Source organism: Clostridium sartagoforme, from assembly GCF_039521405.1.
Classification (GTDB): Bacteria; Bacillota; Clostridia; order Clostridiales; family Clostridiaceae; genus Clostridium; species Clostridium sartagoforme.
This window is the reverse complement of sequence record NZ_BAAACH010000015.1, coordinates 22463-46637: the sequence shown is the minus strand read 5'-3', so window position 1 is coordinate 46637 and position 24175 is coordinate 22463. Positions and strand designations below refer to the sequence as shown.

Here is a 24175-nt window from a genome sequence, read left to right as displayed (position 1 = left end):
GTGTTTTAAAATTAATTATATAAGAGACTTTATGAAACAAAAAATTATTATCAATGAAGCAATATTTTATGAAAAAACTCCTATAAAGTAAAAAAAAGGCTAGATTTAAAATGAATCTAGCTCTTTAAACTTTTCACAATTAAGCTTTTATCCAATCTACAACTCCAGGAGTTAAAGATTCAACATCATCCTTATCAACTTTAGTTACAAAAAGTAAATCATTAGGCTGTAAGAATGCTTTAATTTTTTCTGCTATTTCTTTAGCTGAAACATCAGTTTTAACTAAATAGCTATCAGGCATAAAATTAGCCCAAGCTCCAAGTGTTTTTATAGTTCCAACTATATCATAGTCATCACGATGATGATGATGTTCATGATTATGATCGTGAGAATCACAATCACATGAATGAGAATCTTCATTTAGATAAAATGTTATTGCATAAACTGTCATAGTTACCACCTCAAATTAGTATTTTTTATAATCATAATATATATCTTGTCCAAAAGCTAGTAATATTATTAAATATATTTAAATAAAGAAAAAACAATAAATTATAATGGAATACATTTAATATATAAATCAAATAATATTAATAAGGAATTGCTTTAAGAGGGATAGTTGTGGATTATAATTTTTACAGCATCCTTCTTTTATATTTTGGTTTATGGAGGCTTTAATATGCAATTAGCAAGCATTAATAATTTAAAGAAATATTATGGTGATAGATTATTATTAGATATAGATAAGTTTGAAATAATTAAAGGAGATAGAATAGGAATTGTAGGAGAAAATGCAACAGGGAAAACAACCTTAATAAAAATATTAATCGGTGAAGTAAAAGCAGATGAAGGCTCTTATTATCTTACGGATAGTTATTCTTATATTAGTCAAAGAGAAGAAGTATGTGAGATTGAAGGAAATGGAAAATTAAAAGGTATATTTAATGTTCCAACTGAATATAATGATTATTTATCCGGAGGTGAAAAAGTCAAGATGAGGATAGTAAAAGCACTTGAAGAAAATAAAAGTCTTATAATAGCAGATGAGCCAACTTCCAATTTAGATGTTGAAAGTGTTAAGCTTTTAAATAAAATGTTTAAGAAATACAAAGGAACATTACTTATTATTTCTCATGATAGGAATTTTTTGGATGATTTATGTAATAAAATTATCGAAATTGAAGGAGGAAAGCTGACTTTATATAATGGAAACTACAGTGAATATATAAATCAAAAAGAAAAAAATAGAAGACTAAGCGAAAGAGAATATAATAAGTATATTCATGAAAAAGCTAGATTAGAAAAAGTAATATCAGAAAAAGAAGTACTTAGAGATAGAATTAAAAAAGCTCCTAAAGGAATGGGTCCATCAGAAGCTAAAACCATAAAAATGGGTGATCAAAGAGGAAAGAAGAATATAGATAATAATATAAAATCAATTAAGAACAGAATAGATCATTTAGAAGCTAAAGAAAAGCCAAAAGAAAGAAAAGAAATTATAATTAATATTGTACCAAGTATGAAATTAAACTCTAAGTATCCAATTGAAATAAAAGCTTTTAAAATTTATGTGGAAGATAAATTATTAATAAATGATGTTAATTTAAAAATAAAAGAAGGAAGAAAAATTGCTTTAATAGGTGAAAATGGATGTGGAAAAACAACTTTATTAAAATATATAGTAAATAATAATAATGATAAAGTTAAGATTTCAAGCACTGTAAAAATAGGATATTTTGATCAATTTCAAAGTATTTTAGATGATGATAAAAGCATTTTAGAAAATATAAAGAAGGATTCATCTTATGATGAAACTTTTATAAGAATTAATTTAAGTGAATTTGGTTTTAAAGACAAAAGTGTATATAAAAAAGTAGAAGACTTAAGCGGAGGAGAGCGGGTAAAGATAGGATTATGTAAGGTGATTTTATCAGATAATAATATACTAATAATAGATGAACCAACGAATTATTTAGATATTAAATCTATAGAAGCATTAGAAAATGCTTTAAGAAACACTGATAAGACAATTGTATTGGTGTCTCATGATATAAGATTTATTTCAAATATATGTAATTATATAATTGAAATAAAAGATAAGGGTTTACATGAATTTGATGGAAATTATAGTTCTTATTTAGAACATAATAATAACGAGGAATTTGATAGTAATAAAAAGAAATGTGAGGATGAATTATTAGTTTTAAAAAATAAATTAACAGAAGTTATTTCACGTTTATCCCTAGAAGTAAACGAAGAGAAAAAGGAACAACTAGATTTGGAATATAAAGACTTGCTGAATGAAATAAAAAAGATAAAGTAATTTCACATAAAAAACTATATGAAAAACTATAGGTTTATTATAAAATGATTAAAAGATATATATGATCTTAATTTTAGTATTTTATTTTAAATAATATAGTAATATTTAGTAAGATATTAATTTTTAATTAATCATATAAATATAATGAACTTAGGAAGGAAATATAATGAGTAAACTTAATGATATATTAGAATTCAATAAAGGATTTGTTGAAAACAAAGATTATGAGCAATATATAGCTTCAAAAAATCCAAAGAAAAAAATACTTATTTTATCTTGTATGGACACTAGACTTACAGATTTATTACCCAAAGCATTAAATTTGAAAAATGGTGATGCAAAGATTGTTAAAAATGCTGGAGCGTCAATTATGCACCCTTTTGGAAGCGTAATCAGAAGTATAATCGTTGGAATATATGAGTTTAATATTGATGAAATATTTGTAATTGGGCATCATGGTTGTGGAATGTGCAATTTAAATACAGATAATTTATTACAAAAGGCTATTGATAGGGGGATTACAAAAGAAGTCTTAGAAACACTTCAAAATGGAGGTATAGATATAAAAAAATGGCTTCATGGCTTTGATTCAGTTGAAGAATCTATAAAAGATAGCGTTAATTTAATAAAAAAGCATCCATTAACACCACAAGGAATTTCAATTCATGGACTTGCAATAGATCCTGAAACGGGAAAACTAGACTTAATTGTTAACGGATATAATTAATATTTTGCGAAGCAAAATAGTGAAATAGGGGAAAGGGAAAAAGTGAAGGAGAAAATCCTTACAGGATTTTTGAATAAAAGTTGCTTTGCACCTATATATGCATTCACTTTTTCACTTTTCACTAATTTAAGTATTTATCTATAAAGTTTTCTATTGTAGACCAGTAAAGTTCAGGATTTACCTTAGATGCTTTAGCATGTCCGGCACCTTCTATGGTTAATTTTTCTTTTGGTGAGGTTGTAGCATCATAAAGTTCTTCCATCATTGAATAAGGAACAAAGTCATCCTTATCTCCATGAATAAATAATATTGGAGTCTTAGATTTTGCTACTTGTTTTAATGCAGATGCTTCTTTTAAGGTATAGCCAGCTTTAAGCTTTGTAACAGCTGATGAAGCATTCATTATTGGAAAGCTATGTAGTGAATAAAGTACATTTAATTGATGAGAAAATTGAGCCCAAACAGACGTATATCCACAGTCAGCTATAATAGCTTTTATGTTATATGGAAGATCTTCGCCAGAAGTCATTAAAACAGTGGATGCTCCCATTGATACACCATGAAGTATTATTTGTGCGTTTTCATCAATATTAAGAATTAAATTTATCCATTTAGTAATATCTAATCGATCATACCAACCCATTCCAATGTAACTACCCTCACTTTTACCATGACCTCTTAGATTTGGAATTAGTACATTATAACCAGTTTCATAAAAGTTTTTAGCATAACCACTCATATCTAATCCCTTACTTGTATATCCATGAACAGTTATAATCCATTTATTAGTAGGAATTTCATTTAGTATTTTATAAGCATGAAGCTTTAAATTATCAAAAGATTTTATATATTCATTAGAAAAATTAGATTTATTAAGTAGCCAATCTACATTTTTATTAAGAACTTCTCCACTTGTAGATTTTGCTTCTTCTGGGGTTCCAAAAATAGAATCTTTCGAAGTATTTGGATTAAGTGCTAAGTTATAAAAATAATTACCTATAAGTCCTAAGGCACCGATAGATAAAGCCCCTATTGCGCCAGTAGAAATTAATGCTGTTTTTTTATTCATAAATCCTCCTTTTTCAATTAATAATTCATAATTAACAATTAATACTAAGGAACATATACTTCAGATAAGTGCAGTAGATGTTCCTTAGTATTAAGGTCACCTAAACTGCGTTAAACTTCACTAAGTATTCAATGCCAGTTAAGCAAAACTTAATAAGAGTTATTGTAACATTTTTAAATATCTATTACAATAAAATCACATAGTAGATTATATGAATTAAATGTAAATTAAGTATGAATTATATAAAATGGGTTGACATTTTTGAAATCATTGCATATGATAAAGAAGAAATGAAAAGTTAATATTTTTCGGTAGGTGAGGTTACCACAAGGATAAGGGTTGCTGCCGCAAAATAGTGGAGACACTATGAGAAGGTTAGCAGTCTATGTCGAAGCCAAGGCATAGACTAATGCAATTTCATCGCCTTGTGAAGCTGAAGCTTGAACGATGATAAAGCAGTTTTCTGTTTTATGTTTTTTGCGCAACCTTTTATTAGGATTGTGTTAAGCTTGTAAGTTTATTTCCCTTACCATTAAGTTATTGTGGTAAGGGTTTTTTATTTTTCAAGTCCATTTTTATATTTATTATAGATATTTTGAATTTTAGGAGGTGAGAGGAATGGATGAAGAGAGTAGTAAGTGCATAGATCCACTAATAGAAAATATAAATTTAATTAATGTTGGGAACTATGATGTAGTGGCTTATACATTATTTATTCCTCTTAACTGAGATTCTAAATCTTTGATTTAGTTAATCGAAGTTACTCCTAGGAACGTATGTGAGTAGCGAGTTTCATTCTAAATTTAATAATTAAAGGGATAATATTTCTTTTGGATCTATGTCTTACCTATAAAAAAACTAAAAATTTTTAGGAGGATAGGACTATGAAAAAGAAAATATTTAAAAAAGTAAGTACAAATGAAATAAAAATAAATTCAGGAATTAATAGATTAATTTTATCTTCAAAGCAAGATGAATTAGGTATTTTAGAAAAGTATAATACAAGCTATAGTGGCTATGAAGAAATTAAAGTTGAATTGATGAGAGAAGAATATGGTAAAAATGAAATTACTCATCAAAAGGGAGATTCTTTAGTAAAAAGACTAATAGAGTCATTTATTAATCCATTTACTATTATTTTATTAATTTTAGCAATTATATCTTTTGTAACAGATATAATGATAGTTGATTCAAGCAAGAGAGATGCGACATCAGTTGTTATAGTTACTTCGATGGTTTTAGTAAGCGGTATTCTTCGCTTCATTCAAGAAACAAAGTCAAATAAAGCCGCTGAAAAACTCGGTGAGATGGTTAAAACAACTATAAGTGTAGAACGTAAAGGAGTAGGAATAAAGGAAATTCCTATTAGTGAAATAGTAGTTGGGGATATAATCCATATTGCTGCTGGAGATATGATTCCAGCAGATATTAGAATATTAAAAGCAAAAGATTTATTTATTAGTCAATCATCTTTAACAGGCGAAAGTGAGCCTGTTGAAAAAGTAGATACAGCCATTACTCATGATTGTAAAAATCCGATAGAGCTAAATAACTTGGCGTTTATGGGAAGTAATGTTATTAGTGGATCAGCAATAGCAATAGCAATTAACGTTGGTAATGATACAATATTTGGTTCAATGGCAAAGCAGTTGGTAGGGAAAAAGGTAACTACAAGCTTTGAAAAAGGAGTAAATTCAGTATCTTGGGTATTAATTAGATTTATGTTTGTGATGGTTCCTGTAGTATTATTTATGAATGGATTTACTAAAGGGGATTGGATGGAAGCATTTTTATTTGCACTTTCAGTAGCTGTAGGGCTTACCCCAGAAATGTTACCTATGATAGTATCAGCAAACCTTGCAAAAGGTGCAGTTTCTATGTCAAAGAAGAAGGTAATAGTAAAAGACTTAAATGCTATACAAAACTTTGGTGCAATGGATGTTCTTTGTACTGATAAGACAGGTACACTTACGCAAGATAAGGTGGTTTTAGAATATTCCCTTGATATTGAAGGAAATGAAGATAATAGAGTATTACGTCATGCTTTTCTAAACAGCTATCATCAAACAGGATTAAGGAATTTAATGGATATAGCTATAGTTAATCATGCAAATGAAAAAGATATGATTGAGTTATGGCATGATTATAAGAAAGTAGATGAAATACCATTTGATTTTAGCCGTCGTCGTATGAGTGTAGTAGTTGAAGATAAAGCTGGAAAAACTCAATTAATAACTAAAGGTGCTATTGAAGAAATGTTATCAGTTTGCTCTCATGTAGAATATAAGGGTAAAATTGAAACTATTACAGAAGAAATTAAAAAAGAAATTTTAGAGACTGTTTCTAGTTATAATAGTCAAGGAATGCGTATATTAGGAATTGCTCAGAAGAACAATCCATCAAGCGTAGGGGAGCTTTCAGTAAAAGATGAATCAGATATGGTATTAATAGGATATTTAGCATTTTTAGATCCACCAAAAGAAAGTACAGCTAATGCAATAAGAGCTCTTGAAGATTTTGGAGTTAATGTTAAAATTCTTACTGGAGATAATGATGCAGTAACATCCTCTGTTTGTAAGCAAGTTGGAATAAAGGTAAATAATTTATTACTTGGATCAGATATTGAAGAAATGGATGATGAATTATTAAGTGAAGTAGTAGAAGAAACAAATGTATTTGCTAAACTTTCTCCTAATCAAAAGACAAGAGTTGTTTCTGCTTTAAGAAAAAATGGACATACTGTTGGCTTTATGGGAGATGGAATAAATGATGCAGCAGCTATGACAGAATCTGATGTTGGAATTTCAGTTGATACAGCAGTTGATATAGCAAAAGAATCAGCGAATATAATTTTATTAGAAAAAGATTTAATGGTATTAGAAGATGGAGTAGTAGAAGGTAGAAAGATATATGCTAATATTATTAAATATATAAAGATGACAGCAAGTTCAAATTTTGGAAATATGTTTTCTGTATTAGTCGCAAGTATATTTTTACCATTTTTACCTATGTTACCAATACAATTACTAATGTTAAATTTAATTTATGATATTTCTTGTATAGCTATTCCTTGGGATAATGTTGATGAAGATTATATAAGAGTACCTCGTAAATGGGATTCAAGCTCAATAAGTAAATTTATGTTTTGGATTGGCCCAACAAGCTCAGTTTTTGATATTGCAACTTATGCTTTGATGTATTTCTTTATTTGTCCTTTTGTATTTGGTGGACAATATCATATATTAAATGAAGCGCAACAATTAGGATTTATGGGATTATTTCATGCTGGATGGTTTGTTGAATCATTATGGTCTCAAACACTTGTGATTCATATGATTAGAACACCAGGAATTCCATTTGTTAAAAGTAGAGCATCATGGCAACTCACAACACTAACAACATTAGGTATTGCAGTAGGAACTATAATTCCTTATACATTCTTTGGCAAAGCATTGGATATGGTTTCTATGCCAGCAATTTATTTTCCTTTTTTAATTGTAATAATAATACTGTATATGATATTAGTAACGCTATTAAAAAAAGTTTTTATAAAGAGATATGGCGAACTATTATAGAGATTTGCTAAAAAGTCCTAGCTTAATCGGTTAGGACTTTTGGTTTTAGTTATAAGACTTCTTCAATTTTTTATTAGTGGAGTCGAATTATATGCCTATTAATTTATAATAGTTAAAAGTTAAAGGTCAAATTATTATGGTATAATAAATATAATTCGTTGCATAAAGAAATTATTAATAATAATATTTGTTTATATATGATACATAAGGTAAGGGAGATGAGGAAGTGACTACTAAGAAGGATTATATATATGAAGAAATAAAAAAGCTAATTTTAAATGGAGAGTTCAAAGAAGGAGAATTATTGATCTCTGAAAATGAAATATGTAAAAGATATGATGTTTCAAGAGAGCCTGTAAGGAGAGCTTTAAAAAAATTAAAGGAAAAAGGTTATATTAATTCTAAACAAGGTAAGGGTTATTATATTAATCCACGAGAATTTTATTTAAATACTACAATTACATCATTAAGTGTTGAGAGTAGCAAAATAAATTCAATAATTGTAATAGATTGTAGAATTATTGAAAATAAAATGAAGAACTATTTTAGTTCAGAATTTCTTTATACGTATAGAAGGATAATTAAAACTGATGACAATGTCATTTATGAAGAAGGATTTTTACCTAAGAATATATTTGAAGATTTTGATGAAAATAAATGTAGTGGAAGTATCTTAAATTATTTTGAAAAAGATAAGAATTTTACATTGACTCATGATAGAAAAGAGCTTAAAAGTGTATTAATTGATTCAGAACACATAATAAACGAATACTCACCAGAAAAAGTAACTAATTCAATTGAGACAACTCATAATGTTTATTGCAATAACTTATTGATACAAATAAGCAAGCAAATTAAATATAATTCTGATATAACTATAGTTTCAATGAATTAGGGATAGGTGCTATTACCTATCCCTAAAATTATTTTTATTTAATTAAAGTCTTAGCATAGTTAATTAATATTTTATTGATAAATATATTATAATAACGTTATTTAACTTTAACAGTTTTTTTATTTAATCTAAATTTCTTTAGAACTAAAGTTAGAAATGCAGTTACTATAGTGCCTATAACCATAGATAATAAGCCCATAATAGGTTTATTTACAACTCCTAATAAAAGAACAATTGGACCACCATGTGCAACTGTATTAGTAATTCCAAATAAGAATCCAAGAATACAAGCTACTGCACTACCAATCATGTTTGCAGGGATTATAGCTAGAGGGTCGCTAGCGGCAAAAGGTATTGCGCCTTCGGATATACCTACTAATCCCATAGCTAGAGCAGCTTTACCATTTGCTCTTTCCTCTTCTTTAAAGAATATTTTATTTTTATCAAGGAATGTAGCTAATGCCATTCCGAGTGGAGCAACAGGAATAGCAACTGCTTGAGCTCCCATAAATTGATATTGACCTTCTGCAATTAAACCAACAGAGAACATAAAGGCAACTTTACCAAAAGGTCCACCCATGTCAAATCCTTGCATTAATCCTATAACTAAACCAAGAATTATCATACTACCTGATGACATATTCTTTAATGTATCAAATAACCAGCTCATAAGAGATGATATAGGGGCACCGATTATAAAGATAAATATAAATCCAATAAATAAAGAACCCAAGATTGGAATGATCATTATAGGAACTAGAGCCTCAATAGCTTTTGGAAACTTGATTTTCTTAAAATATAAAACAAAATAACCAACTAATAAACCAGCAGCAATAGCGCCTATAAAACCTGCTCCAGCATCAGCTCCATAAAAAGAACCATTATTTGCAATCCATCCACCTATCATACCAGGAGCAAGTGCAGGTCTATCACCAATTGCATATGCAATATATCCTGCCAAAATTGGAATCATTAATTTAAATCCGATATCACCAATACTTAAAACTTTGTTCCATATACTTCCTTCAGGAATAACTAGTCCACCTGGAGTAGGTTCACCACCTAAGGCAAGTGAAACAGCAATCATAAGACCACCTATAACTACAAAAGGTATCATAAAGGATACACCATTCATTAAGGCTTTATAAAAAGTACTTTTTCCTTTATCCTCTTCATTTGATCGCTTCATAGAAGTATTTTTAGAAGTATATAAAGGAGTAGAAGGATTTAATGCCTTATTTATAAGTTCTTTTGGCTTGTCTATAGCTGATTTTACACCAGTTACAACAACTCTTTTGCCTATGAATCTAGCCATATCTACTTCTTTATCACAGGAAACTATTATCCCATCAGCTCTGCCAATTTCATCATTTGTAGGAGCATTTTCAACACCTATAGATCCGTTAGTTTCTACTTTTATTGAATATCCCATTTCATTAGCTGCTTTAGTTAAAGATTTTGCAGCTAAATATGTATGAGCAACGCCAACTGGGCAACCAGTAACACCTATAAGAAATTTATTATTGGTAACAGATACTTCTTCTTGTGCATTATTTTCTAAAAGGTAAATCAAATCATCAATAGATTTAGAATTAATCATTTTAGTAACATAATTTTCATCAAGTAGCTTACTAGTAATAGTTGATAAAGTATGAATATGAGTATTATCTGAGTTTTCTGGCATTGCTATAAGAAAAATTAAATGAGTTTTTTTAGTTTCGTCACTACCAAAAGCAATCCCCTTTTTACTTATACCGATAGCAACAGCTGGTGAGTTTACATGAATAGATTTTGCATGAGGTATAGCAGCCCCATTTTCTAATTCTGTAGAAAATTCCTCCTCCCTTTTATGAACGTCTTGTAGATATTTTTTAACATCAGTAATTTTCCCCTGCTTATATAGAAGTGATGCTAACTCTTCTATACATTCATTTTTTGTACTAGACTTAATGTTAAGTTGGATTAAGTCTTTTGAAAAAATTTTATTCATAGATTATTCCCCCTTGTTTTCGTTTTCAATAAAATAATAAGACAAAAAAGAAGATTTGTAAATACTAATTTGTAAATATTAATTTGTTAAATAAAAATTTTTGGTTTTTTAGTATGTATGGTATACTTAGTATAAATGTTTAGAAAAATTTTATGACAAAATAATAATATCATATATATTTGGAGGCAATATGAAATACGTAGAGGTTTATGAAGAGATAAAAAATAAAATAATAAGAAAAGAATATTCTTCATGGTCTTCCTTAGAGGGAGAAGAAATACTTTGCCATAAATATGGTGTAAGTAGACCAACATTAAGGAAGGCAATATCAAAACTAAAAAATGAAGGATATGTCCATTCAAGGCAAGGTTCAGGAATATTTGTTAATCCTCCAGAGTTCTATGAACAAAGTAAATTAACAACATTATCAGAAAAGCAAGATGAAGGATACAAGATAGAAAATAGAGTATTTTTCTGTAAGGAAATTGAAGGTGATGAGAAATTATGTAATGCTTTTAATGTGGATAAGAAGGAAAAATTTATTTATTTTAAAAGATTAAGGATTATTTCAGGAGAACCAAGAATATTAGAATATACATATATGCCATGTTATTTATTTAAAGATTTTAATGAGGAAGTCTTAAAGAAGTCTGTTTTTAAATATATGGAAGAACACTATAATGTAAGTCATGATATAAAAACTATAAAAGCTATAAAATCAAATGAAGAGGTTTCTAAAATATTAGAAATAGATTTAGATTCAGCTATTTTGGAGATTGAACATAAGGTATATTTAACAAAATCAATACTTGCTCAATATACTAGAGAAATATCTACGGACAATTCAATTACTATTGCATCTGTTAGATAAAATAAAAAACTATCCTAATATTATTTAAAAATACATTAGGATAGTTTTTTATTTATAAAATTTATTTTAATCAATTAACTTGACGGAAGGAACTCATTGATATAGAATTTACTTGTAATTACAAGTTGATAGGGGGAATAAGTAATGATTAAAAGAGACTTAAAAAGAAATGATACTAATGTAGCTGTTGCACCAAAGGAAGCATTATATATGAGTGAGTTAGAACAGTTAGAAACAATGTTAAAATATACAGCGATTCACAGTAAATACGATGATAGTGAAAAACTAAAAAGGGAAGTTGAATGTTTAAAAGTTCTTTTTCCTAAAGTCTTTAGGCCAATGTATGAAGACGATTTGATAGTAGGAAGATATGATGCATTACCTATAGGATTTGGAAGTGTAACATCCGTTGGTGGGCCAGGGCATTATTGTAAGTTTGAAAAGCTAGATAATTACGTAAATAAACTTGGTGATAAATATGAAGATAATATAGAATTCTTAAAAAAATATTGGAAAAAAAATGATACTAGAGAAGTATTTTATAAGGATAAACTACAAGAAAATGTTTTGGGAAAATTTGTAGATGTATTATTTCCGGCAATTATCACAGCTCGATTTAGTGGCATGTATTTAAATTATAATTTGTTGCTAGATAATGGAATAGATGGTTTGAAGAATATAATAAATTCAAAAAGAGCAATTAATATTGACTCACAAAAAGAATATGATGCTATGATTGAAGCACTTGAACTTTTGCAAGTTGTAATTAAGTATCATATAGAGGAAGTTCAGAAAGAACTAAAAAAAGATGCACTTTCTCAAAAGAGAAGAATGCAAATGGAAAAATTATTAGTTGCATTAAATATAATTGAAAATGATAAACCTAATTCATTTATCTCAGCAATGCAACTTGCATGGATATATTCATCTGTATCGGGAGTTGTAAATTACGGTAGAATGGATGATTATTTAGGAGATTATTTAGTTTATGATTTAGAAAATAATATAATTACTGAAGAAGAAGCAATAGAATACATTAAATCTCAATGGAGATTGATTGAAGTAAAAAGAACAAATGTTAATGGACGTGTTATTGTTGGTGGAAAAGGTAGAAGAAATGAAAAAAATGCAGATGTATTTTGTAAGTTAGCAATTAGAGCAACTAAAGAAGCTAAGTTAGTTGAACCTCAATTTACTCTTAGAATCTATGAAGGAATGAATCAAGAGATATATGATTTAGCTTTAGATTGCATTGGAGAAGGAATAACTTATCCTATTTTATATAATGATGATGTAAATATACCTGCAGTGTCAAAAACAATGCATGTAGATATGACAACAGCAGAGCAATATGTTCCTTTTGGATGTGGAGAGTTTGTTCTTTCAGGTCAAAGTGTAGGTACTCCAAATACTTGTATTAATTTATTAAAGCTTTTAACAATTATGATTCATGATGGAATTGATCAATGGGATTATAAATATAAGTATGGAAAACTTGAAATGAAAAAGATGAATGAAATAGAAAGTTTTGATGAATTCTTTAGTGAATATAAGAAGTTATTAAGCTATTATATAGAATTAACAGCTGATGCTCATGCTTATTCATATAAAGTAATGAATGAAAAGGTTGGATTCATTTTTACAAGTATATTAACAGATGATTGCATTGGAAGGGGAAAAATGACCTTAGATGGTGGTGTTAAGTATCTTGGTGGAACAAATGAGATGTATGGAAATATGAATACTGCAGATTCTTTAGGTGCAATCAAAAAATTAGTGTTTGATGAAAAAAAATATACATTAGCAGATATTCAAAAAGTATTAGAAGTAGATTTTGATGGATATAATGATGTAAAAGAAGAAATGATCAATGCTCCAAAGTTTGGAAATGATGATGACTATATTGATTCTATAGCAGTTGAACTTCATGAATTTACTTGTAATGAAGTGGCTAAGCAAGCTAGTAAAGTAGGGTTAGATAGTTGGTTAGTAGTTGTTATAAATAATCAAGTTAATACAGAATGGGGAAGAGCAACAGCATCATCACCAGATGGAAGAATAGCAGGATTATATATGAGTAATGCTAATAATCCGCAAAGTGGTGCAGATACTAATGGACCAACAGCAATGTTAAATTCTCTTGCTAAAATACGTGCAGATATACATGCAGGTAGCGTTCAGAATATTAAATTCTCTAAGACTATGTTTAATAAGGAAAGAATAAAAATAAAAGCATTATTTTCTACTTATTTTAAGAAGGGCGGCCCACAACTTATGGTGAATATAGTAAATCAAGAAGATTTAGTTGCAGCATATAATAACCCAGAGGAATATAAAAATCTAACAGTTAGAGTAGGTGGGTTTAGTGCAAGGTTTGTAAATTTAGATGATGATGTTCAAAGAGAAATAATGGAGAGGACATGTAATGAGTAGAAAAGGAATAGTATTCGATATACAAAGATTTTCTGTTAATGATGGGCCTGGGGTAAGAACAACAGTATTTTTGAAAGGGTGTTATTTAAGATGTCCGTGGTGTCATAATCCAGAGTCTATTTCTCCTAAAATTCAATTAAGATATAATTCTAAGAAATGTACTACTTGCGGAAAATGTGTTGAATATGTAAATGGTGATGGAATAGAAATAATTAATAATAAATTACGAATAGATTTTAATAAACATGATCAAAATTTTGAGTTAATAAATGTATGTCCTAATAAGGCTTATGAAACATATGGGAAAAAATATTCTTCTGATGAATTAGTTGAAATTATAATGAAGGATGTTGATTATTATAATATATCTAATGGAGGAGTAACTTTTAGTGGAGGAGAAGCTATAAATCAATTTGAGTTTATTAAAGAAGTAGCAATAAAATTAAAGAAAATGGGAATACATATATGTTTAGATATAAGCGGATATGATCCTGAGAATAATATAGAAAATTCAGTTGGATTTGTAGATGAGTATTTATTAGATTATAAGCTAACAAAGAAGGAAGACTATAAAATCTATATAAAGAGAGAGTTCGATTTTTATAGTACAATAGAAATACTAAAAAGATTTAATAAGAGTGTTATTTTAAGATGTCCAATAATTCCCAATATTAATGATAATGAGCTGCATTTTAAAGCTATATGTAAAATATCTAATGATTATGGAAATATAAGATATGTGGATATACTTCCATATCATAATTTAACTAAGATATATGAATTTAAATATTTAAATAAACATAAGAAATATGAAGTTCCATCCAATGATATGAAGGAATTATGGAAAGAGATTTTAAAAGAAAACTCATTAAGAAATGGGTTTATAGAAAATGAAATAATATAAGATAATAAGGGGCGTCATTAGATGGTCCTTATTATCTATAAATTTTAAAAATATAAGATGTTTTTATCGTTGATAAATAAAAAAATTCAACATTTTTAATTAGTATTTTAATTGAAAGATTTACTAATATGTGTTATTATACTTTTGAAAGAAACTTTCAAAAGTATAATATAAAGGTATGGATATAAAAATGAGAGAGTATAAATGTATAATTTTTGATTTAGACGGAACAGTTTTAAATACTGAGAGAATGAATTTAGTGCCACTTCAAAGACTTATAAAAGAAGAACTCTATAAAGACATTCCTTATAAGGATTTACTTAAATATAAAGCATATGCAGGAAAGAAGACAATAGAGGAATTAGGATTTAAGGATATAGACAAGTCTTACAATAAGTGGGTAGAGTATGTGAATGAGTTTGAAGAAGGCGCTGTACTATATGAAGGATTTGATGAAGTAATAAAAACTTTGAGTGAAAAAGGAATCATATGTGCTATAGCAAGTTCTAAAATGAAAAATCAATATAAAATAGATTTTGAACCTACTGGATTAAAAAAATATATCAAATGTGAAGTTTTAGCAGAGGATACAGAAAGGCATAAACCATATCCTGACCCATTATTAAAAGTGAGTGAAATATTAGATATAAATCCAAGTGACTGTATATATATTGGAGATACAATATTTGATTTTAAAGCAACCAAAGCAGCAGGGATGGATTTTGGAATAGCTATGTGGGGTGCTGATGATTTAGAAGGAATAGAAGCTGATTTTGATTTTAAGAATCCAAGAGATATTTTAAAGGAGTTAAAGCTTTTATAATGAAAAAAGTTGTAGGAAAACCAACAGAACTAAAAAATGTAAATAGTTCATTAATAATGAATTCAATAAGGACTAGAGGTATTGCAACTAGAGGAGAAATTTCCAAAGATACAGGATTAAGTCATACAACTGTAAGATCTATTTTAAATGAATTGATTGAAATGAGTGAAATAATATCTGTAGGCCTTGATAAATCTAGTGGAGGTAGAAGAGCCGAGAGATATGAGATAAATTCAAACAAAAGATATTTAATGGTACTTTTAATAGAAGAAAATAAATTAGTTTATAGAATTATAAATACTTTAGGTAAGATCTTAGAAGAGAATACTAAAAATCTAAGAAGCTTAGAGGATATTGAGGATGTTGGCGATATAATAGAAGAGGTATATAAAGTTTATCATAATATAGAAGGTATTGGGATTAGTGTTCCAGGGATAGTTACTAATTATGGTTATTTGTCAGGAATTAAGATGGAAGATTGGAAGGAAATAAAAATAAAAGAATACCTTAGTAAAAGATTTAATATCCCGATATTATTAGAGAATGATATAAATTCTATTTCTATAGCTTTTTATAACGATTATATAGAAAAAAAGAAATGCAATGAAATAAGTCTTGTATATATAAGTTTTACGTCATTAGGGGTAGGAGCTGGAATAGTAATAGATGGAGATATTATAAAAGGTAACAATGGATATGCAGGAGAAATTGGTTTTATTCCTGTAGGAGATACTTTTCTAAATGCTAAGATTATGAGCAATTTAGATGATGAAGAGTACATTGAAGTAATTATAAACACTATAAAAACAATATCAGCAATAATTAATCCGAGTGTAGTTGTTTTAGGTGGAAGTAATTTTAAATATAGTATAAAAGATAAAATAATAGAAAGATACAATAAGGAATTCAGCATAAAAACAGAGATATTAGTACAAGAAAAAAGTAATAATTATGCATTAGAGGGAATAAAAGAAAAAGCATTAAACTTAATAAATAAAGAGGTTAAGTTAATTAAAAACTAATAGGGATTTAATTAGTATAAAGGGCGTTATAGCATTTGCTAGCGTAACCAAAATACTTTTAAATAAATTAAAAGCTATGACTATACTAATATTAGCCATAGCTTTTTTCTTTTAAGAAAATAAATATATGGACTGTTTGGTGGAATATAATACCAATCTTACTAAATTGTAATACAAATAAGTGAAAATTAATTGTATAATTAATTTAATTTTATAATTAGTAAGGAGAAAACTATATGAGTTATAAGATATATATTATAGAAGATGATTCATCATTAGGATTTCTATTAAAAGAATATATTTCTAAATATCAATTTGATGTAAAAATAGTAAAGAACTTTGAAAATATAATGAGTGAATTTAATGAGTTTAAACCTAACTTAGTACTTTTAGATGTTAATTTACCTAAATTTGATGGATTTTATTGGTGTAGAAGAATAAGACAGGAATCAAAGATTCCAATAATATTTATATCAGCAAGAGATAGTGGTATGGATCAAGTTATGGCACTTGAAAATGGTGGAGATGATTATATAACTAAGCCTTTTTATTATGAGGTTGTTATGGCTAAAATAAAAAGTCATTTAAGAAGAGCTTTTGGAGATTATGCACCACACATGGAAGAGCGAATCGTTGAACTTGATGGATTAATATTTTACCCAGAAAGATTAGAAATTAAATTTAATGATAGAAAAGTAATAATAACTAAAAAAGAAGGGATTTTATTAGAGTATTTAATTAAAAAATATCCTAAAGTTGTAGCTAGAGACTTCCTTTTAGAGAAGATATGGGATGATATTGAGTTTGTTGAGGAAAATACATTAAATGTTAACATAAGTAGAATAAGAAAAAAACTTCAGGATATTGGAATATGTAATGGTATAGAAACAGTAAGGTCAGTTGGATATAGATTAAATAAAACTTGGTAGGAGAAATAACATGAAATTATTTTTAAAGGATAATAAAGGATATATAATTATATATTTCATAAGTCTTTTAATTACATTAATTTATATAAACCTTTTAGGAAGTTTAAATGTAATGGAGTCTTTTTATATATCAATTGTTAATACATTTATTTTAATTACTTTTTTATGCTTTAGATATTATAAACATAGAAAAATTTATACATTATTAAATAAGAAAATAAATAATTTAAATCAATTAGTTATAAGTTTAGGAAATTCAGTTTTAGGTAAAGCTATATCAGATATTTTAAAACAAATGAATAATTTATATAGTATTAATATGATTGATAAAAATAAAAAACATCAGGAGCATTTAATGTTTATAAATCAATGGATTCATCAAATGAAAACACCACTTTCTATAATACAGTTAAAAATGCAAGAAGATGAAGGGGAAAGACCTCTTGAAGAAATAAGAGAAGATGTATATAAATTAAATAAGGGATTAAATATGGCAATGTATTTTGCTAGACTAGATTCTTTTGAAAAAGATTTTGTAATAGAGAAAATTTCTCTATATGATTTAGTTATTAGTAAAGTAAATGAAGAAAAAACAATGTTTATAAAAAATAAAATAAAACCAGTAGTTGAAATAGATAAAAACATAAAAATATATAGTGACTTCAAGTGGCTTAAATTTATATTAGAGCAGCTTATTATTAATGGGATAAAGTATTCAAGAGATGTAGGGAAAGAGTTAATAATAAAAGCAGAAGAAAATTTTGAATATATTAAATTAACAATAATAGATCAAGGTATAGGTATAAGCAAAAAAGACGTAAGAAGAGTATTTGATGCTTTTTTTACAGGAGAAAATGGGCGTAAATTTGGTGAATCAACAGGAATGGGATTATACATAGTAAAAAAGGTTTGTGATAATTTAGGGCATAGCATATCAATAGAATCTAATTTAGGATTTGGAACAATTGTTACTGTGAAGTTCAAAAATTAGAATATAAAATTTAAATAATATCTCCCTAAAATTTAATGACACATTAGTATATTATATAGTTAATGTTTTAAGCTCATTAACTATGTAGGGTGTTTATTGAAAAATATATATAAAAACAATAGAATGGTAAATTATATTATATGATTTACCTTATTTTTATATATAAAAAGCAAAAGTGACATACTTGTAATAATTATGTAAGGTTTAAAGATAGTACATGTATATAGTCTTCATTAAACTAGGTATATAAAGTTTAAAGGAGGATAAAGAAAATGATTGATATAATATTTATATTAAAGTCTATTATAATTGCAATTGTTGAAGGTTTTACAGAATTTATTCCAGTGTCATCAACAGGACATATGATTTTAATTGGAAGCTTAATTAACTTTGAGGGTGAATTTGTTAGTATGTTTCAAGTTGTAATCCAATTAGGATCAATATTAGCAGTTATAGTACTATACTGGAACAAAATTTATAAAAGCATAATTGAGTTTTTCAAATTTATATTTAGTAAAGGGCAAGAGGGTAAAATAGGATTTAATTTTGGAATTAATGTTATAATAGCATCTATCCCAATGGGGATTATAGGAGTGTTATTCTATAAGAAAATAAAATCTTTATTTAGGCCAGAAGCCGTAATTATAGGATTTATAGTAGGAGGAATTTTACTTATAATAATTGAAAATATATTTAGGAATAGAAAAAAGGCTACTTACAATATTGATGATATAAGGTACACTCAGGCTTTAAAGGTAGGAATATTACAAGTTTTAGCCGTATGGCCTGGAATGTCTAGAAGTGCGTCTACAATAATGGGAGGATGGATTGCAGGAATATCAACATCTGTATCTGCTGAATTTTCATTTTTCTTAGCCATACCTGCTATGCTGGGATCATCTATAAAAGACTTAATTGAGTTCGATTATTCTATAATGACATTAACTTTGTGGGTTTCATTAATATTGGGATTTATAGTAGCTTTTATAGTAGCATTAATAGTTATAAAGAAGTTCATAGAATATCTAAAAAGTAAACCTATGAGAATATTTGCTATATATAGAGTTTTGGTAGGGATTTTACTTGCAATATTAGTATTAAAGAAGATAATAGTTTTAACTATATAAGAGGAGAGAATTATGGGGATTTTAGAAATTAAAAATTTAAAAAAGATATATGGAAGTAAAGTTTCTTTTACTGCATTAAATAATATTAATTTTATTGTAGAACAAGGAGAATTTATAGGAATAATGGGACCTTCAGGTAGTGGAAAAACAACATTATTGAATGTAATTTCAACAATAGATAAGCCAACTTCAGGAGAAATAAGGATAAATGATATTAAACCTCTATTATTAAAAGGAGATGAATTAGCATTATTTAGAAGGCGAGAGTTAGGATTTGTATTCCAAGATTTTAATTTATTAGATACTCTTACTATTGGTGAAAATATATTGTTACCTTTAACTTTAGATGGAGTATTAGTAAATGAACAAAATAAAAAGCTAGAAAGGGTATCAAAGATTCTAGGAATTGAAAAAATATTAAATAAGAGAACCTTTGAGGTATCAGGAGGTGAAGCTCAAAGAGCAGCAGTTGCAAGAGCCTTGATTCACAACCCATCAATTCTTTTAGCAGATGAGCCTACTGGTAATTTAGATTCAAAATCATCCAAAATAGTAATGGAGTTATTTGAAAAGATTAATAAAGAGGAAAAGGTAACTACAATGATGGTTACACATGACCCAGTAGCAGCTAGCTATTGTAATAGGATATTATTTATAAAAGATGGAGCTATATATAATGAAATTTATAAAGAGGATAGTAGACAACAATTTTATCAAGATATTTTAGATGTTATTGCATTACTAGGAGGAAGAGATAATGAAGTTTATTGAATTTGCCACTAGAAATGTAATGAGAAACATACGAGCTTACTTTGGCTATTTCTTAAGTAGTAGTATTTCAGCTGCTTTGTTATTTTCTTTTACCATGTTAGTATTGCATCCTAATATAGATATAAGCAGTTTTCCTAATTACTTAAAAGTTAGTTTTAAATTAACAATGATTATAGCATATTTATTTTTATGTTTCTTTATCTTTTATTCAGTAAGTGTATTTTTAAAAAGTAGATATAAAGAAATAGGAGTACTTTATATAATAGGAGCTTCAAATAAACAAATAAAGAAGATGATAATAATAGAAAATGTATTAATAAGTTCTTTATCTGGTATTATTGGAGTTCTTATAGGGTTAATTTTCTCAAAAATATTTTTGTTAGCTAGTGGAAAGTTACTAGGATATAATATTTTAGAATTTTATCTACCAAGTAAGGCAATTATTATCACAATAATAGGATTTATCTTAATGGGTGGAATAATTTCTATTTTTACTATTAGCGTTATAAAGGAAGATAAGGTATTATCACTACTTAAAGCAACTAAAAAACCAAAGGATGAACCAAAGGCATCAAAGTTTCTTACAATAATTTGTATTATATTAATTGCTGCAGGATATTTTTTTTCAATTACATCTACTAAGAGCAATATAATATATAGAATTATACCAGTAACAGTAATTGTTGTAGTTGGAACTTATTTATTATTTTCACAATTTAGTATTTTTATTATAAATAAATTAAAAAATAATAAAGCTTTTTATATGAATAAGACAAGACTGCTATGGGTATCAGATCTTTTATATAGGATAAAGGATAATACAAGGATGTTTTTTATTATAACAATAACTTCATCAGTAGCATTTACATCTATTGGAGGTGTATATTCCTTTTGGCTTAACAAAGAATCGGAAGTTAATAGTAGTTTTCCTCAAGCATTTTTTTATGCTTTTAATGAAAATAGCTTATATGTGAATGATAAAATAATATATTTAGAAGAAGCTTTAAACAAAAGTAATTATAATTATAAAAAGGTTCAAGGAAATATAAAATCATTAAAATATAATGATAGTGAGATAAATATAATAAATGAAGATACCTATAATAAATTAGCTAACTCATTTGGCAAAGAAAAAATAACTCTTAAGGAAAATGAAGGAGCATTAAATTCAGCACTATCTAAGAATGTTAATAATATAGAAATTGATAATATAGATATTAAAATCATTTCAAAGTTAGATAGCAAAATACTTCCAGCTCTATACGAGAACTTATATGTTTTAAATGATAAATCATATAATAAAGTTAAAGCTCTAGAATTTTCATTTTATAGTATTAATGTAGATAATTATAAAGACACATTAAATATATCAAGAAGTTATTTAGATAAATTTAATGAGGAAAATTATAGCAAAGAAAGAGTTTTATTAATGAAAGCACATTTACTAGAATCAATTAAATTAGGTTATGGAATATTTATGTTTTTAGCAATATTTATTGGAATAATTTTCTTTGTAACAACAGCAAGTTTCTTATACAATAAATATTATATGGATATAGAAGAGGATAAAGTAAGATATAGTAAGTTAAGTAAAATAGGTTTAACTTTTAAAGAAATAAAAAAAATATCAACTATTGAAATTGGAGCACTATTTCTACTTCCATATATAGTTGCAGCAATACATTCTTTATTTGCATTATTATCACTTAATAACGCCTTTGAAATGGAAATAAGTATATCAGCAATTACAGTTATGGGAAGTTTTTTAATTATTCAAATAATATATTTCTTTATTATAAGAAAGAAATATTTGATAGAAATTAATTACGAATATAAGGATTAAGGCAGATATATTCTATAAGCTCTAAGTAATTAGCCAAGTAGTTGTAGGCTGTGAATTGTGTACTGTGAACTGAGTATATTTGTATAATTATACAATTTATTAAAAATAATTGAGAGGTAATAATCATGAGAGAAATATTATTAATTGAAGATGATTTAGATTTATCAAAACAACTTTTACTATCTTTAAATAAATGGGGGTTTAGTGTAGAGCTAATAGATGATTTTAGTAATATAATTGAAGAGTTTAGTGAAAAGAAGCCAAGTTTAATAATAATGGATGTTAATTTACCATATTATGATGGATTTTATTGGTGCGAAAAAATTAGAGCAATATCTAAGGTGCCAATAATTTTTTTATCTTCTAGAGATTCAAATATGGATTTAATTATGGGAATAAATAATGGTGGTGATGATTATATAACAAAGCCTTTTTCAATAGAAGTTTTAATAACTAAGATAAATGCATTGCTAAGGAGAAGCTATGATTATGCTTTTTCTGATTCAATTATTTATTATAATGATACCATCCTAGATATTGATAAATGTACATTTAAATATAAAGAAAATACTGTTGAATTAACTAAAAATGAAATGAAGATATTATCAATACTTATTAAAAATAAAGGGAAAGTAGTTTCAAGAGACAAAATTATGATGAGCTTATGGAACGATGATGAGTTTGTAAGTGATAACACATTAACTGTAAATGTAACTAGGTTAAGAGGAAGACTTAAGGATGAATTAGGATTGAATAATTTTATAAAAACTAAGAAGGGCATAGGGTATATGGTTTAATGAGCTTAATAAGATTTATAAAAGAAAAGAATATAAATATTATATTTTCAATAGCCTTATTAATAGTAATAAACATATATTTAATTTCAATAAATTCATTTAATGGTAGAGCAAGTGATTTAATCTACCTAGATTTTATTATAATTGCTATATATTTAATGTGGATATATACTGCTTATTTTAATTGGAAAAAGCAATACTACGATTTATATAAATCTATTTTAGATAAAAATGATATTTCTATAGAAGATGTTAAAGAAAGCTCTTTAGAAGAGGAAATAATTTATAAAGTTACAGATAATAAAGATAAAAAGTATGATTTTAAAACTAAAGAATATGAAGAAAAATTAAGTGATATGGAAGAATATATTTCTAAATGGGTCCATGAAATAAAGCTTCCAATAACAGCACTAAATATAATTTCGGAAGATATAGAGGATTATACTGTAGCAAGCAGTGTAAAAAATGAAACAGAAAAAATAAATTTTTTAGTTAATTCAATTATTTATGGAAGTAGAGCTACGGTAGCTTCAGAGGATATATTTATTAAGGAAGAAAATTTAGGTGATATAGTTAAGAAATCTATAAAAAACAATTCATTTTTCTTAATAAAAAATAAGATTGAAGTAGTTGCAAGAAATTTAAATTATAATGTTTATACTGATGGAAAATGGATAATTTATGTTATAGATCAATTAATTAATAATGCAATTAAATATTCAAAAGAAGATGGTAAGATAGAATTTTATGCAGAGGATAATAAAGATTACATAAAGTTAAACATTAAGGATAATGGTATAGGAATAGCAAAAGAAGATATAGATAGGATATTCAATAAAGGATTCACAGGAAGTAATGGTAGAAATAAAGTATATAAATCTACGGGGATGGGGCTTTATTTCACTAAGAAGGTTTTAAATAAATTGGAACAGGAAGTTACTGTTGAATCAATAAAAGGTGAATATACCTTATTTAACATATATTTTTATAAAATATCAGATTATTTAAAGGTTACTAAAATGTAACATTAAAATTAAAAAAGTAAGGTTAAGTGAAGGAATCCAAATTAAAAAACTATTAAAATA

At 26.8% G+C, this 24175-nt stretch carries 19 protein-coding genes and 1 riboswitch; of the genes, 16 read left to right on the top strand and 3 right to left on the bottom strand.

Going from position 1 to position 24175, the window contains the following annotated elements; all coding sequences use genetic code 11:
- Positions 1-139: 139 nt before the first annotated feature.
- Positions 140-451: a hypothetical protein gene (locus ABDZ60_RS07220; protein ID WP_343777188.1), complete on the bottom strand. Its 312-nt coding sequence runs from the start codon at positions 449-451 to the stop codon at positions 140-142.
- A 228-nt stretch (positions 452-679) separates the two neighbouring features.
- On the opposite strand from ABDZ60_RS07220, the gene cplR reads away from it, so the two are divergent.
- Together cplR and ABDZ60_RS07210 are read left to right on the top strand one after the other, a co-directional pair.
- Complete coding sequence (gene cplR / locus ABDZ60_RS07215) at positions 680-2323, top strand: ABC-F type ribosomal protection protein CplR (RefSeq protein WP_343777186.1); 1644 nt, start codon at positions 680-682, stop codon at positions 2321-2323.
- A gap of 166 nt (positions 2324-2489) precedes the next feature.
- Positions 2490-3050, top strand: a complete 561-nt coding sequence (locus ABDZ60_RS07210) for a beta-class carbonic anhydrase (protein WP_016208360.1) — start codon at positions 2490-2492, stop codon at positions 3048-3050.
- 121 nt (positions 3051-3171) lie between these two features.
- On the opposite strand, the gene ABDZ60_RS07205 is transcribed toward ABDZ60_RS07210, so the two are convergent.
- Positions 3172-4119, bottom strand: a complete 948-nt coding sequence (locus ABDZ60_RS07205) for an alpha/beta hydrolase (RefSeq protein ID WP_016208359.1) — start codon at positions 4117-4119, stop codon at positions 3172-3174.
- Between the two features lie 300 nt (positions 4120-4419).
- Positions 4420-4578: riboswitch (M-box (ykoK) riboswitch) on the top strand.
- Between the two features lie 425 nt (positions 4579-5003).
- Here ABDZ60_RS07205 and mgtA point away from each other — a divergent pair.
- Positions 5004-7694, top strand: a complete 2691-nt coding sequence (mgtA, locus tag ABDZ60_RS07200) for a magnesium-translocating P-type ATPase (RefSeq protein ID WP_343777183.1) — start codon at positions 5004-5006, stop codon at positions 7692-7694.
- Between the two features lie 226 nt (positions 7695-7920).
- The gene (locus ABDZ60_RS07195; protein ID WP_052954008.1) at positions 7921-8589 is read left to right on the top strand and encodes a GntR family transcriptional regulator; all 669 of its coding nucleotides are present in this window, start codon (positions 7921-7923) and stop codon (positions 8587-8589) included.
- A 97-nt stretch (positions 8590-8686) separates the two neighbouring features.
- On the opposite strand, the gene ABDZ60_RS07190 is transcribed toward ABDZ60_RS07195, so the two are convergent.
- Positions 8687-10579, bottom strand: a complete 1893-nt coding sequence (locus ABDZ60_RS07190; RefSeq protein ID WP_343777179.1) for a PTS fructose transporter subunit IIABC — start codon at positions 10577-10579, stop codon at positions 8687-8689.
- A gap of 190 nt (positions 10580-10769) precedes the next feature.
- Here ABDZ60_RS07190 and ABDZ60_RS07185 point away from each other — a divergent pair, with 190 nt between their 5' ends.
- The 12 genes from ABDZ60_RS07185 to ABDZ60_RS07130 all read left to right on the top strand — a co-directional run bounded on the left by ABDZ60_RS07185 (position 10770) and on the right by ABDZ60_RS07130 (position 24115).
- Positions 10770-11450 (top strand): GntR family transcriptional regulator, encoded by a 681-nt coding sequence (locus tag ABDZ60_RS07185; RefSeq protein ID WP_047002197.1) that lies wholly within the window; start codon positions 10770-10772, stop codon positions 11448-11450.
- A 144-nt stretch (positions 11451-11594) separates the two neighbouring features.
- Complete coding sequence (locus ABDZ60_RS07180) at positions 11595-13883, top strand: pyruvate formate lyase family protein (RefSeq protein WP_343777176.1); 2289 nt, start codon at positions 11595-11597, stop codon at positions 13881-13883.
- The gene (locus tag ABDZ60_RS07175) at positions 13876-14787 is read left to right on the top strand and encodes a glycyl-radical enzyme activating protein (RefSeq protein WP_343777174.1); all 912 of its coding nucleotides are present in this window, start codon (positions 13876-13878) and stop codon (positions 14785-14787) included. The genes ABDZ60_RS07180 and ABDZ60_RS07175 overlap by 8 nt, the downstream gene beginning before the upstream one ends.
- Before the next feature lie 190 nt (positions 14788-14977).
- A complete protein-coding gene (locus ABDZ60_RS07170; protein WP_343777172.1) occupies positions 14978-15610 on the top strand; it encodes an HAD family hydrolase in 633 nt (210 codons plus the stop codon).
- Positions 15610-16632 carry an ROK family protein gene (locus ABDZ60_RS07165; protein WP_343777170.1) on the top strand — a complete coding sequence of 341 codons (1023 nt, stop codon included), beginning with the start codon at positions 15610-15612 and terminating at the stop codon, positions 16630-16632. The genes ABDZ60_RS07170 and ABDZ60_RS07165 overlap by 1 nt, the downstream gene beginning before the upstream one ends.
- Before the next feature lie 236 nt (positions 16633-16868).
- Positions 16869-17561 carry a response regulator transcription factor gene (locus ABDZ60_RS07160; protein WP_343777168.1) on the top strand — a complete coding sequence of 231 codons (693 nt, stop codon included), beginning with the start codon at positions 16869-16871 and terminating at the stop codon, positions 17559-17561.
- 10 nt (positions 17562-17571) lie between these two features.
- Positions 17572-18552 (top strand): sensor histidine kinase, encoded by a 981-nt coding sequence (locus ABDZ60_RS07155; RefSeq protein ID WP_343777167.1) that lies wholly within the window; start codon positions 17572-17574, stop codon positions 18550-18552.
- A 272-nt stretch (positions 18553-18824) separates the two neighbouring features.
- Positions 18825-19679 (top strand): undecaprenyl-diphosphate phosphatase, encoded by an 855-nt coding sequence (locus ABDZ60_RS07150; protein WP_343777165.1) that lies wholly within the window; start codon positions 18825-18827, stop codon positions 19677-19679.
- Positions 19680-19691: 12 nt separating this feature from the next.
- A complete protein-coding gene (locus ABDZ60_RS07145) occupies positions 19692-20450 on the top strand; it encodes an ABC transporter ATP-binding protein (RefSeq protein WP_343777162.1) in 759 nt (252 codons plus the stop codon).
- The gene (locus ABDZ60_RS07140) at positions 20437-22293 is read left to right on the top strand and encodes an FtsX-like permease family protein (protein WP_343777160.1); all 1857 of its coding nucleotides are present in this window, start codon (positions 20437-20439) and stop codon (positions 22291-22293) included. Before ABDZ60_RS07145 ends, ABDZ60_RS07140 begins: the two co-directional genes overlap by 14 nt.
- Before the next feature lie 125 nt (positions 22294-22418).
- Complete coding sequence (locus ABDZ60_RS07135; protein ID WP_343777158.1) at positions 22419-23090, top strand: response regulator transcription factor; 672 nt, start codon at positions 22419-22421, stop codon at positions 23088-23090.
- Entirely contained in the window at positions 23090-24115 is a 1026-nt protein-coding gene (locus tag ABDZ60_RS07130) for a sensor histidine kinase (protein ID WP_343777156.1), read from the top strand. Before ABDZ60_RS07135 ends, ABDZ60_RS07130 begins: the two co-directional genes overlap by 1 nt.
- The last annotated feature ends 60 nt before the right edge of the window (positions 24116-24175 follow it).

Bases quoted from the DNA above. Each gene is read 5' to 3' on its own strand.
- ABDZ60_RS07190 (WP_343777179.1), bottom strand. From the start codon at position 10,579: ATGAATAAAATTTTTTCAAAAGACTTAATCCAACTTAACATTAAGTCT.
- ABDZ60_RS07135 (WP_343777158.1), top strand. From the start codon at position 22,419: ATGAGAGAAATATTATTAATTGAAGATGATTTAGATTTATCAAAACAA.
- ABDZ60_RS07170 (WP_343777172.1), top strand. From the start codon at position 14,978: ATGAGAGAGTATAAATGTATAATTTTTGATTTAGACGGAACAGTTTTA.
- ABDZ60_RS07145 (WP_343777162.1), top strand. From the start codon at position 19,692: ATGGGGATTTTAGAAATTAAAAATTTAAAAAAGATATATGGAAGTAAA.
- ABDZ60_RS07180 (WP_343777176.1), top strand. From the start codon at position 11,595: ATGATTAAAAGAGACTTAAAAAGAAATGATACTAATGTAGCTGTTGCA.
- ABDZ60_RS07160 (WP_343777168.1), top strand. From the start codon at position 16,869: ATGAGTTATAAGATATATATTATAGAAGATGATTCATCATTAGGATTT.
- ABDZ60_RS07210 (WP_016208360.1), top strand. From the start codon at position 2,490: ATGAGTAAACTTAATGATATATTAGAATTCAATAAAGGATTTGTTGAA.
- ABDZ60_RS07140 (WP_343777160.1), top strand. From the start codon at position 20,437: ATGAAGTTTATTGAATTTGCCACTAGAAATGTAATGAGAAACATACGA.
- mgtA (WP_343777183.1), top strand. From the start codon at position 5,004: ATGAAAAAGAAAATATTTAAAAAAGTAAGTACAAATGAAATAAAAATA.
- ABDZ60_RS07175 (WP_343777174.1), top strand. From the start codon at position 13,876: ATGAGTAGAAAAGGAATAGTATTCGATATACAAAGATTTTCTGTTAAT.
- ABDZ60_RS07205 (WP_016208359.1), bottom strand. From the start codon at position 4,119: ATGAATAAAAAAACAGCATTAATTTCTACTGGCGCAATAGGGGCTTTA.
- ABDZ60_RS07155 (WP_343777167.1), top strand. From the start codon at position 17,572: ATGAAATTATTTTTAAAGGATAATAAAGGATATATAATTATATATTTC.
- ABDZ60_RS07185 (WP_047002197.1), top strand. From the start codon at position 10,770: ATGAAATACGTAGAGGTTTATGAAGAGATAAAAAATAAAATAATAAGA.
- ABDZ60_RS07165 (WP_343777170.1), top strand. From the start codon at position 15,610: ATGAAAAAAGTTGTAGGAAAACCAACAGAACTAAAAAATGTAAATAGT.
- cplR (WP_343777186.1), top strand. From the start codon at position 680: ATGCAATTAGCAAGCATTAATAATTTAAAGAAATATTATGGTGATAGA.
- ABDZ60_RS07150 (WP_343777165.1), top strand. From the start codon at position 18,825: ATGATTGATATAATATTTATATTAAAGTCTATTATAATTGCAATTGTT.
- ABDZ60_RS07220 (WP_343777188.1), bottom strand. From the start codon at position 451: ATGACAGTTTATGCAATAACATTTTATCTAAATGAAGATTCTCATTCA.
- ABDZ60_RS07130 (WP_343777156.1), top strand. From the start codon at position 23,090: ATGAGCTTAATAAGATTTATAAAAGAAAAGAATATAAATATTATATTT.